This window comes from Photobacterium sp. GSS17, from assembly GCF_028621875.1.
Taxonomy (GTDB): Bacteria; Pseudomonadota; Gammaproteobacteria; order Enterobacterales; family Vibrionaceae; genus Photobacterium; species Photobacterium ganghwense.
In genome coordinates this window covers 2,068,288-2,082,128 of the sequence record NZ_CP117517.1, presented here as the reverse complement: position 1 = coordinate 2,082,128, position 13,841 = coordinate 2,068,288, and the positions used below count along the sequence as shown (strand labels likewise).

The 13,841-nt window shown below is 49.4% G+C and carries 10 protein-coding genes; 6 read left to right on the top strand and 4 right to left on the bottom strand.

Annotated features, from left to right (window positions below; genetic code table 11):
* Positions 1–332 precede the first annotated feature (332 nt).
* The 4 genes from PGW97_RS09365 (at position 333) to PGW97_RS09350 (ending at position 4,208) form a co-directional block, all read left to right on the top strand.
* Entirely contained in the window at positions 333–1,241 is a 909-nt protein-coding gene (locus tag PGW97_RS09365; protein WP_373689495.1) for a TRAP transporter substrate-binding protein, read from the top strand.
* Positions 1,242–1,360: 119 nt separating this feature from the next.
* Positions 1,361–1,918 (top strand): TRAP transporter small permease, encoded by a 558-nt coding sequence (locus PGW97_RS09360; protein WP_273857158.1) that lies wholly within the window; start codon positions 1,361–1,363, stop codon positions 1,916–1,918.
* 21 nt (positions 1,919–1,939) lie between these two features.
* A complete protein-coding gene (locus PGW97_RS09355; RefSeq protein WP_207103610.1) occupies positions 1,940–3,280 on the top strand; it encodes a TRAP transporter large permease in 1,341 nt (446 codons plus the stop codon).
* Positions 3,281–3,362: 82 nt separating this feature from the next.
* Positions 3,363–4,208, top strand: coding sequence for a cache domain-containing protein (locus tag PGW97_RS09350; RefSeq protein WP_273859654.1), 846 nt, complete (start codon positions 3,363–3,365; stop codon positions 4,206–4,208).
* A gap of 87 nt (positions 4,209–4,295) precedes the next feature.
* Here PGW97_RS09350 and PGW97_RS09345 read toward each other — a convergent pair whose 3' ends face one another.
* Together PGW97_RS09345 and PGW97_RS09340 are read right to left on the bottom strand one after the other, a co-directional pair.
* Positions 4,296–5,402 (bottom strand): phosphoribosylaminoimidazolesuccinocarboxamide synthase, encoded by a 1,107-nt coding sequence (locus PGW97_RS09345; RefSeq protein WP_047883584.1) that lies wholly within the window; start codon positions 5,400–5,402, stop codon positions 4,296–4,298.
* A gap of 91 nt (positions 5,403–5,493) precedes the next feature.
* Positions 5,494–5,691 (bottom strand): hypothetical protein, encoded by a 198-nt coding sequence (locus PGW97_RS09340; RefSeq protein ID WP_217392302.1) that lies wholly within the window; start codon positions 5,689–5,691, stop codon positions 5,494–5,496.
* 52 nt (positions 5,692–5,743) lie between these two features.
* Between PGW97_RS09340 and PGW97_RS09335 the strand changes: the two genes are divergently transcribed.
* On the top strand, positions 5,744–8,191 hold the full coding sequence (locus tag PGW97_RS09335) for an ATP-dependent helicase (RefSeq protein ID WP_217392303.1): 2,448 nt from the start codon (positions 5,744–5,746) through the stop codon (positions 8,189–8,191).
* Between the two features lie 148 nt (positions 8,192–8,339).
* On the opposite strand, the gene PGW97_RS09330 is transcribed toward PGW97_RS09335, so the two are convergent.
* On the bottom strand, positions 8,340–9,647 hold the full coding sequence (locus PGW97_RS09330) for a YjiH family protein (RefSeq protein ID WP_273857157.1): 1,308 nt from the start codon (positions 9,645–9,647) through the stop codon (positions 8,340–8,342).
* Between the two features lie 346 nt (positions 9,648–9,993).
* Positions 9,994–10,923, bottom strand: coding sequence for a carbamate kinase (locus tag PGW97_RS09325; protein ID WP_273857156.1), 930 nt, complete (start codon positions 10,921–10,923; stop codon positions 9,994–9,996).
* A 771-nt stretch (positions 10,924–11,694) separates the two neighbouring features.
* Here PGW97_RS09325 and PGW97_RS09320 point away from each other — a divergent pair.
* Complete coding sequence (locus PGW97_RS09320; RefSeq protein ID WP_273857155.1) at positions 11,695–13,689, top strand: GGDEF domain-containing protein; 1,995 nt, start codon at positions 11,695–11,697, stop codon at positions 13,687–13,689.
* The last annotated feature ends 152 nt before the right edge of the window (positions 13,690–13,841 follow it).

Here is a 13,841-nt window from a genome sequence, read left to right as displayed (position 1 = left end):
AAGATGCGTATACGGAAACAGAGCACACAACAGAAGAATTAAAGAAAGACAGCACACCTGCCCGACATGCAGCCTAAACCGCTGGGGCGACTGAATTATCGGAAATTAATTTTTCGAACAATGAGTTATCTGTAACTGGTTTATCAAACGTGTACATGTAAATGGCCAGGTGGCTCACTGCCATGCTGTACCTGGGTCATTGATTGCGAAATGAATCTGCGACATGACAGAAGGGATATTTTATGACGTTTAATAAGAAAGCATTACTTCCTCTCGTGGCTGCCGTCAGTCTGGCGGTTGCCTCTCCACTGGCTCTGGCGAAAACCTTTAAAATGGCGCTGGGCGATGCGGCCGGTGGGACTCAGTATGAGCTCGGGAGCAAGTTTGCGGATCTGCTGAAAGAAAAAACCGACGGTAAAGCCGCAGTGGACCTGTTTCCGAACAGCCAATTGGGTACTGAGCAGGACACCGTCAATAACGCCGCTATCGGGCTACTCGATTTTTCTGTCGTGGCGATCAATAACGTGACGCCGTTTTCCCCTTCCGTTGGCCTGCTCACCATGCCGTATGTGATTCAGAGTGCCGATGAGGCCAAGTTGCTGACGCAGGGTAAAGTCGGCCAGCAGCTGGTGGAAAACACTATCCGCGATGCCGGGGTGCGAATTATCGGTTGGGCCTATTCCGGCTTTCGGGTGCTGACAAACTCCAAGCGCCCGGTGAAATCGCCAGAAGATCTTAAAGGGCTGGTGATTCGGGTACCGCGTAATGAAATTATGATTTCCTCTTATCAGGCATGGGGGGTTAACCCAACACCAATGGCCTGGTCAGAAACCTTCACCGGTTTGCAGCAGGGCGTGGTCGATGGTCAAGATAACCCTTACATTACCATCCATGCGATGAAGTTCGACGAAGTGCAGAAGTATGTCACTAATATTCGCTACATTTTCTCTCTGGAACCTCTGATTATTAGTGAATCCGTTTTCCAGCAGCAATCTCCGGAAATGCAGCAGGCGATTCTGGCTGCCAGCAAGGAAGCCACTGAGCACAGTTTCAATTACCTGCAGGCAACCGAGCAGAAAATCCGTGATGAGTTAGCCGCGAAAGGCATGGTGTTTACCGACCCAGCCAATGGCGAAAAGGAATGGATGGAAAAGGTCACAACCGCAGTCTGGCCGAAGTACTACGCCAGCATTGGTGGCAAAGAAAAACTGGATGCTGCGCTTGAAGTGCTGGGCCGCTAGTCGCCTTTCTATGTCACGCTGATGATCAGCTCCCGCTGCCTGTCTGATTGCGCCCCGTCACCGAGTGAACGCGGGCGAATCAACCGGCAGGCAGCGGGAGTCCCTTTTCCGGAGGCTATATGTCTGTCATGCACTCTATCCGCAAGCATCTCAACAATGTTGAGGAATACACCTGCTGTCTACTGTTGGCTGCGTTTGTAATCCTGCTGTTCACCCAAATCCTTGTCCGCCAGTTTTTTGAATATTCCATTCCCTGGGGAGACGAAATCGCGACCTACATGTTTGTTTGGTTTGCTTATCTCGGGGCCGTTGTCGCTGCCAAAATGTCAGCTCATAACCGGGTCAGTTTTCACTTCAAGTTCTTTCCGCCCATTGTCAAAACCATCAGTGAAACCATCGCCGATCTGATTTGGGCCGCGTTTAACCTCTACTTTGTTTACCTCAGCTACGATTTTGTCTTCAACAAAATGAACCTGTTCTGGAAATCGCAGACCACAGGGATCCCAATGAAATATTTCTATCTGATCCTGCCTATCGCATTTTCGCTGATGACAGTCCGCATTTTGTGGAACAACTATGAGCGCCTGTTCAACGGCGTAGAAGCCAGTGATCCGGAAACCAAGGAGCTGCAAAAAATGCAGCAGCAACAATCCATCCGGCAAACGGCTGCGCAGTAACGGCGAGGGAGGAGGAATCTCATGGAAGACTATTTAACCCTTATCCTGTTCGGTGGCTTTCTGGTGCTGCTGATTTTGGGAGCACCGATTACGGTGTCGTTGGCTGGCGCCTCGATGGCGGCCTACCTGATTCTGGATAAAAACCCGATTGCCCTGGTGCAGATTGCGTTCACTTCAGTCGGTAACTTTCCGCTGATGGCGCTGCCAGCATTTGTTCTTGCCGGTGCTTTAATGGAGGCGGCCGGGATTTCTAAACGGCTGGTTGATATTGCCGAAAGTCTGGCCGGCCCTGTGACCGGCGGGCTAGGGGCAGCCACGGTCTGTGCATGTTTGTTCTTCGGGGCCATTTCGGGCTCGGGCCCGGCGACCACGGCAGCGGTCGGGATGCTGATGGTTCCGGCAATGGTGAAGCGTGATTATGAACGCAGCTATGCCTCAGCGGTGACCGCCGCGTCTGGCGGGCTGGGAATCATTATTCCACCGTCGATTCCGATCGTGATCTTCGGGATTTCGGCAATGGGGCTGATGCCGCCACCGGAAGCGATTGCCCAGCACGGCCAGTTTGCGTCGCTGTCGATTCCCAAACTGTTTGTCGCCGGGGTGATTCCGGGGCTGATTATGGCGTCCACGCTGATTTTCACGAACTACCTGATTGCGAAAAAGCGCGGGTACAAAGGCCTGACGGAAACCTGGTCAGTCACTGATATTAAAGTGACGTTGCAGCGTGGCATATGGTCGATTCTGGCACCTTTCCTGATTCTGGGAGGGATTTACAGCGGTCTGTTTACCCCTACTGAATCGGCGATTGTGGCGATTTTTTACTCCCTGTTTGTCGGGTTCTTCCTGCATCGCGAACTGGCAGTGAAAAGTATCTTTAAGTCGCTGACCACGACGACCTGGATTACCGGACGCGTACTGTTGATCCTGTTTGCAGCGACGGTATTCGGTCGTCTGCTGATTGAACAGAAAATACCGGTTGTGGTGGCAGAATCGCTGCTCAGTCTGACCGACAACATGTACATGGTCTGGGCGCTGGCCATCCTGATGCTGCTGTTTGTCGGGATGTTTATGGAAACGCTGGCCGCCATCATGATTATTGTGCCGGTACTGCTGCCCATCATGTATATGTTGGGTGCAGACCCTACACACGTCGGTATCGTGGTGGTGTGTGCACTGTCGATCGGCTTTGCGACACCACCACTGGGGGAAAACATCTTCGTGGCATCGGGGATCGGCGGGTCAACGGTGGAGCAGATTACCGCAAGAATACATCCGTTTGTTATGGCGTCGGTGGTTGGGGTCTTTCTGATCGCGTTTTTCCCGCAGCTGACACTCTGGTTGCCGTCTGTCGTCGGCTACTGACCGGCAACCAACAGGTACAAATACATATTTAATTGGGAGCGAAACAATGATTAAAACAATGTCGCTTGCGTGGAAAGGGAGTATGGCTCTGCTGATACTGGCCGTGGCGGCGATTGCGTGGGCCAACACAGCCGAAGTGGAGCATGTCCTGAGTAAAGATGAACGACGTGCCATGGTACTGCTCAACAAAGCGGTACGGCATATCGAACAACAGGGAGCGGATGCTGTTACAGATTTTAATGCCAACCCCAACTTTATTGATAAGGAGCTGTATGTATACGCCTTGCGTGTTGACGGGCGGTTTCTTGCCAGCGGCGGGTCGTCGACCGTGCTGGCCGGCGACACGGTGCTGGACACAGTCGATGTGTTTGGTAAGCCGTTTTTCCGGGAAATGATTCAAACGGCGGTCGAGGCTGGGAAAGGGGTCATTGAATACCACTGGACCAACCCGACCGACAGCCGCGGCGAGGCGAAACGCACCTTTTTCGTCAGGGAGGGGGATATCATTGTAGCCGTTGGTTATTATCCTTCCCGCTCGACGGATTATGAGGCTCGTCACTTTCTGGATGAAGCCGTGAAAGCGATGGTGAACAATGAGCCGGAGGCCATTGAGCAGTTTAATCAGCCGCAAGGCCCGTTTGTGAAAGACGATTTATATGTCTTTGTTCTGGATATGCAGCAAGGGCAGTTTATTGCTCATGGCGCAACTCCGTCACTCGTCGGGCAATCGCATGTTGACGTGTTGAGTCCGGATGGCAAACCGGTGATTACGGAAATGCTGGATCAAGCGAGGAAGAACGGAAAAGGCGAGCTGGTGTATCAATGGCAAAACCCGACGACGGGCAAAGTTGAAACCAAGCATACCTATTATCGCGTGCTGGATAACAAGCTGGTAGGGGTGGGGTTTTACAACAAGGGTAACGAGTAACAACACCCGCTTGAGCGGATTGTCGTCACCATTCGGGTTCATATGGTTCTTGCGCTGAAGAGCGCAAGAACCATGGCTGATCCGAAATTAATCGTTGATCAGGTCATACTCGCGACGCAGAATGTCCACGATCTCAGCTTTCGGGTTTTCACTCAGTACGATTTTTTCGCCGGTGATCTTCTCAGCAATGCCGGTGTACACTCGTGACAGTTCCATCATGGCATCAACCGGCAGGTCGTTGTCACGTGCCAGAGCAAAACGTTCTTCCATGCGGTCTTTGTTCAACAGGATGTCCGGATCAGGGAAGTGGTTCAGCAGCATCTGGCGGAAACCTTCTTTCGAGTTTTCCACGATTTCACCATTGCGGTACGCCGCGCCATCCCAGATACGGGATGAATCAGGTGTGCCCACTTCATCCATATAGATCAGTTTTTCTGCGCCATTGGCATCTGTGACGTAACCAAATTCAAATTTGGTATCGACAAAGATCTGATCCAGTTCAGCCAGATCCTTGCTGATCACATTGAAACCATCTCGCAGCAGTTTTTCGTAGTGGCTGATGTCGTCTGGTGAACGGAAGTTGAACGCCGCATAGTTGTTTTCCAGATCGGCGCGGGTCACGTTCACATCATCGACTTCCGGTACTCCCGGAATACCGGTAAGGATCCCTTTGGTTGATGGTGTCATCAGTAGCTCAGGCAGCTTCTGGTCTTTTTCCAGTCCTTCCGGCAGTTCAATACCACAGAAGTTACGCTCGCCATTGGCATAGGCACGCCACATAGAACCGGTAATGTACTGACGGCAAATCGCCTCGACTTTTACCGGTTTGGCTTTTTGTACGATCCAGATGAATGGGTGCGGAATATCCAGAATGTGGCTGTCTGCCAGTCCATTGTCACGGAAACGCTGGAACCAGTGGTTGGAGATGGCATTCAGGGCTGCACCTTTTCCTGGTACGCCTTTCAGGCCACCTTCACCGTGCCAGATGCAGTCAAAGGCAGAAATACGATCACTGATCACCATGATGGCCAGCGGCGCATCCGGTTGAACATTGTAGCCTTTTTCTTTGATCAGACGACGACTATCCGCTTCTGTTAACCAGTAAACAGAACGGACTTTACCGCTGTGCACAGGTTTATCTGTACGGATTGGCAGGTCATCATTAACAGCGAGAACTTGATCAGCAAGGCTCATGGCGAATTCCTATTTCGAAAGTTAAATGAAGGGCACGGACCGTGTCACCGGGCCGCTATCAGGGCCACACCCTAAGATGCTGGCGATAATATCAGAACTTTGTGTGGCTTTCAGCAAGAAAAGCAAACGTTTGCGCAAATTTATTTTTCAGCGGGATGCCGGCGGGTCGGTCATTAAAAAATACACCAGTAACACGGGCAACCTCAGTACGAACTTGAGCTGAAAGGCTCTGGTATTTTTCCGGTTTATTGTTTGAACTGCTTTCAACGTGCTGAAATTTATTCGTCATCCCTGCGTGATATATGGCAGAATCATGGGCCTTTTTGCCGACCTGATTTGCTATGACCCGCTTTACTTCAGAACAGACCGCCTTTATTCACCATCAGCAGGGCAATGCCTTATGTATTGCCGGCGCCGGCACGGGCAAAACGACCACGCTGGTTGGACTGATCGGTGAAAAACTACAGCATGTGTCTGCTGACCAGATGCTCGTTCTGATGTTTAACCGCGATATCCGCACTGACTTTCAGGCCAAACTCAGGGCTGAAGGTATTGATGTGCCGGTACCGGTGCATACGTTCCACAGTTTCTGCCTGCGTTTCCTGAACCAGAGCGGTTTTTTGCGCGAAACCGGTTACCGGGTTGATTACCAGAGCGGGGAAAGTGACAAATCACTGGTCAAAGGCGTTCTGCGTGAGCTGGCCGGGCTGGAGAAAACCTATCAGCGCCAGCAGGTGATTAAAGACCCCAAAACCATTGAGCTGTTGCTGAGTTTTATCGGGCTGGTCAAAGCGTACATGCTTTCACCTTACGAGGTGTTTAAGCTGGCGGAAATCAACCGGGACTATCTGTTCATTATTGATGCGTACGAGAAATTTGAATCGCTCAGAAAGCAACAAAAAATCCTGTTCTTTGATGACTGGCTGGTGGAAACCGTCAAGTTGCTCGAAGGCAACGAGGTCTTGCGGCAGCAGTATCACCAGCGATGCAACATGGTGGTGGTTGATGAGTTTCAGGATATTAATACCGCTCAGTACAGACTGCTAAAGCAATTATTGGGGCCGGCAACCCAGTTGCTTGCCGTGGGTGATGTCGATCAGTGTATCTATAAATGGCGTGGCAGCGCGCCGCAATTCATGCTGAATTTTGAGCAGGATTTTGCGCCGGCGACCGTTTACACCTTGTCCCAGACCTTCCGGTTCGGGCACAGTCTGGCTCTGGCTGCCAGCCATCTGATTGCCAACAATAAGCAGCGTTTCAGCGAATTTCTGACCACGTCTGGTGAGGGCGTGACGGATACGCAGATTGTGGAGTGTGGTTCATCGCGTCAGGTTGGTGAAATTGCCCAGTCGATTCAGCAGTACCTGTCGGAAGGCGGTAAACCGTCGGATGTGGCGATTCTGGTGCGGCGCTGGTCGCAGACCTTGCTGTTTGAACTGGCATTTCTCAGTAAGAATCTTCCATACCAGATGCCGGTGCCGTCAGTACTGGCAAACAGCCGGGAAGTAAAACTGCTGATGGAGCTAATGAACCTGGCGACCGGTCGTTATTCCGGCTGGGAGGTTGGCCAGCGAGCGTCGCTATTGTTCAGCCTGTTTTCGTTTCCTCATTGCTATGTTCCGAATAAGTTGCTGCGACCACTGTGTGAGCAACTGGCAGGAATGGAACCGCAGGGCTGGATGACGTTTCTGGGGCGATATGAAAAAGCAAACCCGACCCTGAAACTGGAAAACCTGACAGAGCGGATTGACCTGCTGACACGCCTGATGCGAAAAGGCAGTTTCAAAGCTGCGGAGGTCTTTTTGCAGTACCGCAAAGAAAGCGGCCTCGACAGCTGGATCTGGAAAACTGAAGCGACCGCTTCGGAAATTGAAGAAGCGGTGGAACGGCTCGACAGTGTGACGACAGTGCTGGAGTCGATGGATCAGAACTGTGAGAAGGCGCTGCAATACTTTGAGTATTATCTGCAGCAATCCCGATCTCATGCGTTAACCGGTAACCCGTCATCGTCTATGGGCAATCAGGCGGTCTCATCTCAAGCTGTGGCGCCTGAGGCAGGGAATGAGGGCAGTGTGCAACTGACCACAATCTTTCGGGCCAAAGGATGCGAATATAAACAGGTCTACTTGCCGTTCTGGGATAAAGACGCTTTTCCTTATATGAATAAATCGTCCGGCAGTATGGGGGCGGATATTGAGGAAGAGCGCCGACTGGCTTACGTAGCCCTGACCCGGGCAAAAGAAAAGGCGAGTGTTTATTACACCAAAACAGATATGCCATCGGGCAGTGTCAGCCACACAGGTAAAGGCATGAGTGCTGTCAAAGCCACGAATGCCAGCCGTTTTGTACTGGAGGCCAAAGTGCCGATCGCGACTCAGCTTGGCCCGAAACTGTACCACGAGGGGGAGTTGCCGTATTACCCAAGCCCGGTGGTTGAAGAGTACTGCCGTCGTCTCGGGCGCGAAGAGGATGTGGTCGTGCCTGAAAAATTCCACAAAACTGCGCTGCCTAATCATCGTCATGGCTCTAATGCTAACAACAGCGATAACCATGGGAATGACAGTGGGAAGGATGAATCTTATAGCCTGAAGTGGGCGCTGGCGCAGCCCTTACCGGACAATGCGGAAAAAGTGATCACCGCCATGGTTAAAACAAAAAATGCCAAATATCTGGATGGCGAAATCGCCCGGATTATCCGTGAGTTGGATTCGACGGCATTGACCAAGAAAAAGGTGCTGGTAAACCGGTTGATCGTTGCTGCCAACGCAAGAACCCGGGTGCGGCGCTGAGACAAATTGAACGGTGAACAGTGAACCGTGAACAAAGGCCAGAAAACACCGGGTGGTAAAGATAAAGCAAACGCCCTGAACAGACAGTTCAGGGCGTTTTGTTTTTGCACTCTAGGATGCTAGTTGAGGTTAGGGCATGTGACTGGCGTTAACCGACCAGGAATATCGCGGTCGGAATCGCCAGAAACAGACTGAGGAATGTTCGGACGAACCAGATCACGACCAGCTTCGCGACCGACAACGGAATACGCGTGGCCAGAATACAAGGGATCGACGCAGAGAAAAACAGCACGGATGAGACACAGACCACACCTGCAGCAAAACGAGCGATGATATCGGCGTCTGCCATCAGCAATGCCGGCAGGAACATTTCAGCCAGACCGGAGGCACTGGCTCGTGCCAGTGCGGCACCGTCTTCAATGCCCCACAGGTAGGTCACCGGATAAAATGCCATCCCCAGCCAGTCAAAAACCGGCGTGTATTTGGCAACCAGTAAGCCAATCAGACCCACTGACATGATGGACGGCAGAATGCTGATCGTCATGATCAGGCCATCTCTCAAGTTCTCAATGATATTTTTAGTCAGACTAGGTGCTTTCTCTGCAACTGCCAGCCCGGTTTCCAACGCCGTTTTGATTCGGTTACCGGGTTCACAATCAGGCTCACGGTGAGTCGCATGGTTGTCCATGGTTGACAGGGGAGGAATACGGACTGTGATAGCGGTAACGATAAAAGTGATCACCAGTGTTGCCCAGAAGTAGACGTTCCAGATATCCATCAATCCCAGTGTTTTCGCCACGATCACCATAAAGGTGGCTGACACGGTGGAAAACCCTGTCGCGATTATTGCCGCTTCCCGTGCCGAGTAATGGCCGGCAGTGAATACCCGGTTAGTAATCAGCAGACCAATGGAATAACTGCCGACAAATGAGGCTACAGCATCAATGGCAGAACGCCCCGGTGTGCGCCAGATAGGCTGCATGAGTTTTTGTACCAGAATACCAATGGCTTCAAGCAGCCCGTAACTGACCAGAAAAGCCAGAAAGACCGAGCCAATCGGCACGATTAAGCCAACGGAGATCACCAGTTTGTTGAACAGGAATGGCAGCATATCCGGTGCCTGAAGTGCCGCCGGGCCAACGCCGGTGACCGCCAGTACCGCGGCAATAACCCCTAGCCATTTCAGCCCCAGAAATACCGTATCAGTCATGCTGTTACGCCAGCTTTTTGTGACCAGCGGGTACACCGCGCCAGCCACAATCATCGCTAATGCGTACCAGCTGGTGCCTGCGCCCAACCAGCTTTTCAGCAGGCTAACCAGGTGATCAAGTGGGATACTGGTCTTGCCGTTAAAGCTGACCGGGATGAAAAAGATGAAGATGCCCAGCGCGCTCAGACCGAACAAACGTCCATACTGTTTGGTCTGTACCTGAGAAGTGTCGTTGTACTGCTCCATGTTACCTCCTTGTTAATTGATATAAATGTATATACAAACAAGGTGGCTTGTTATGGATTTGTTTAAATTTCGTGATCTGTATGGGCTAATTTTTATGGGCTAGTTTTTATGGGCTAGTTTTTGGTGCGGCTTTGCAGTATCTACGTGTCAGGTTTCTAGAGACTAGCTTTGAGTTGTGGTCTGAGGAGTGTAAGTGAAGGAATCGGGAAGCGAGTTTAATTGTATAGATGATAAAAGGAAAACAGCGGAATCAATCAGCACCACTGGATGTAAAAAAAGCCCCCGAAGGGGCTTTGTCGATGAGCTTTGATGACGAGATGTCGGAGAAGGGGATGCCGCGCAGGCATCAGTAATATTCGATCCCTTCGCCTTGCTGGATGAGCGTTCCAGCTTCATTGACCAGGATTTTATCCAGATCAAACAGGGAGCCAATAGCAGCCTTACCGCGACCACTGTTGACGAATTTACAGACCGCATCCACTTTTGGTCCCATAGAGCCCGCAGGGAAACTGAAGTGAGACAGGCCTTCCGGCGTTGCCACTTTCATTTCAGCCTGATCCGGCTTGCCATAGTGACGGAAAATGGAACCGTCAGTCAGAATGATAAACAGATCGGCATTGATTGTTTCTGACAGCAGTTCCGCAGTCAGATCTTTATCAATCACACATTCGACGCCTTCCAGGCGCTCGCCTTCACGGCATACTGGCACACCGCCGCCGCCACAGGCAATCACGACGTTACCGGCTTGTAACAGCGTTTCAACTTGTTGCTTTTCAACAATGGCTTTTGGCAGCGGTGAAGGCACGACGCGGCGGAAGTAATTGCCGTCGGCTTTAAAGATTTTGTCGGAACATGCCATTAATTCTTTGGCACGCTCTTCGGTATATACCGGGCCAACAAATTTAGTCGGATTGGCAAATGCAGGATCATCTTTGCTGACTTCGGTTTGAGTGACCAGTGTTGCCACTGCAAGGGACGGATCAACGTTACGCAGTTCCTGTTGCAACATATAGCCCACCATACCACATGTCTGCGAACCTAATACGTCCATTGGGTATGGTGTTGTTTCCGGAGAGTACTCCTGATAAGCACTGTTTTGTTCCATTAATAAGCCGACTTGAGGGCCGTTGCCATGCACGATAACAATTTCGTGCTCACGGGCAATGGCCGCGATACTCGCTGCCGCTTTTTGGATATTTTCTCTTTGGTTTTCTGCTGTTAATGCCTGGCCTCTCGCCAACAGGGCATTGCCGCCCAGAGCTAGTACTATGCGCATGATCGTATCTCCGCCGGGAGGAGTGAATCTCCAGCCCGTATTTGCTTTTTATTATTTGATATAGGGTATTTTTTATTTATCGCTCTTGGCGATTTAGACGTAGGTTAGAGAATTTATGGCGGGCTAAATGTGATAATTATCTTGTTTTTGTGCCAGAGATTTTTCAATCAAATTTAAAAATCAGTAAAGCACTGCCTAATTATCCGATAAAGAAATTATACAGGACTTAATATAAGTAATTATTAACAATACCCATGCGAGCAAATCGAATATTATTTCCGGTTTCTTTAATGAAAAAACTGATAACGCGATCACATGTAAAAACTGAACATTAAAATATACCTCAATTTAGCTGTTAAATTAATGTTGCGTATAGTTGGGTTCAATCAATGTTTTTCCTGATGATAACGGGGTGAACTTGGACTTAGAAATCGGTGATGGGGTATTTATAATTGAATACCTTGTTGTCTAAACCAGGAACCGATACGCAAGAAATACAGACGATAATTATTTTTATTAATAGTGTTATTTTTAATTTAGCGCTTACTCTGTCTATTTAGAAGCTGATCTGGGACTGGCTATGAACGAGGTGAATGATAAATTTATCTACATTATCATTATCGTGTTCTTCGGAGTTCGGTGATAGGTCATCAATAGTTGTTGGAATTTGCTTTCAAAAAATAATGTATTTTTTCTCGAAAATTTGATAAAAATACGCTTTCTTTAAGGAAGCTTAGGCAGGGAAGAGTAACAATCATATGAATTTTGAGTATGTCTAGCTTTCAGCGTTTGTTTTCCTTTTCATTAAAAACCATTCTGCTTTTCATTTTTTTGAACTGCTCATATTCTGTCAGCGCTACCGTTGATGCAAATTCCACTTGTCTAAAAGATTTGTCTAAAAAATTAGACGCCAGTGAACAACAATACCTGAATTTTTATCTTTTAAGCCAGATAGACCCGAGCGCTGCTATTAAGTTATTGCCGCAGTCGAATGACGCGGTCAAGGCGATGCCTGCCTCCCTCATGGCTAAAGCATTACTCCTGTTAGGAAAGTTGCGGATAGAACAGTCGGGTAACGGCAATCGTGAATTAGCTAATCAGTACCTGGAAGCTCTGGATAAGCTTGCGGCCCAGTCTCGCTCTCGCTGGCTGAAACTGGAAGTTGAGTATCGTGAAGCGACCATTTTGGTTGATGAAAACGAGTTTGCACTGGCACAAGTCAAACTAAAAAGCGTGCGTGATGCAGCATTAAAGCAGGGCCATAGACACCTGTATGCCAGAAGTCTGAAGTGGTTGGGCAATATTGACGTTGATTTGGGGGCTTACGAGTCAGCATTGACGAACTATGAGAGGGCCTACCAGACTTTCGAACAATGCGGTGATCAGCAACAATTGATCCTAATCCTGTCAAACATTGCATCTCTCTATATTAACATGGAAGAGTGGCATCAGGCCGACTCGTACATTAGCAGGGCATTTGATCGATACGACAAGGAAGGTAGCGTTCACCCGATCATCGAGTCGGTGTTGCACATTAACGCGGCGGAGATTGAACAAGGTTTGGATAACATTCAACGCCGAAAAATGCATGTTGATCGGGCAATTGAATTGTCCGATAAAATCAGCTCTCTACGTGTGCAACTTAATGCTCTGGTGAATCTTTCCTCGTACTATCTTGATACTGGTAATGAGGAAGCGGCACTAAAGGCTGCAAATCAATGTTTTGAGCTGGCATCTGGGTATAGCGGTGGGAATGAACTCAATATCGCGCTTTGTCATGAAAGTCTGGCAGACAACTATCTTTCTTCTGGGTGGCAGGAGTTGGCGCTTGAACATGGCTTAACGGCGTTGTCCATCTATGAAGCGGAAAATGACGTTTTGCGTAAGAGCAGAACCTACCTGACGTTGGCAAAAATCTATGAGTCAAAAGGTCAGTTTGAAACGGCACTGGCATTTTATAAACGTTTTTCTGAAGACAACAAGAAATTCCTTTTTGATATCAGGCAGAAAGAACTCTATGCCCTGCAAGAGCGCTTTGATGCCAATGTGAATGAAAAAGAAATTCAGCTGCTGAAGAAAGAGAAAGAATTGGTGGAATTACGTCTGGCTGAAAAGAAAGCCAGCGAAGACATTTTACGCCTAGGCACAGGGTTGATCATCATAGTGCTGTACGTGATGTATCGTCGGTATCGGATGGTGACAAAGCGAAAGCGATTGTTAGAGAAGTTTAACGCTGAGTTGCTGACACAAACGAATCAAGATGCACTGACAGGGCTTCACAACCGCCGATTTTTGGAACAGTGGCTGAATCGTCAGTCCAAAACCTCATTCCAGCACGGATATCTGGTGTCAGTTATTGATATTGATCACTTCAAGAAAATCAATGATGAACTGGGACATCAGGTCGGTGATGAGGTGCTGGTGGAGATTGCCAATCGACTGAGAAAAGCGGTGCGCAAAAACGACATTGTCGTTCGCTGGGGTGGCGAAGAGTTTGTGCTGGTTATGGCATGTCAGCCTGAAGAATGTGATGCTTGTTTGACTCGAATTCTGGATTGTGTCCGCTCGAAAGATTTTGAACTCAGTTGCACTGATTTACCTGTGACTATCTCTATGGGGGCGGTATATACCAATGAACCCACTCAACTGTCGCTGTACTGGAGTGAAATGCTTGTCAGGGCTGACAAAGCTTTGTACGAGGTAAAACGAAGTGGGCGAAATGGCTACCAGTTCAGCGAGTTAGAGCACGAGAAACGAACGCCATAGCTTTCAGAATAAGGTGTTGATCTGGGCTTGGATATACTTCTGGTTCTGACAATGTTTGATGGAACCAGCCGCTGCCGGAGTGTACTTCTATGCTTGTTCATCGGAGTGATGAAACGGCTGCGGCTGTGAAGTCGTCCCGCAACTGACTGTAT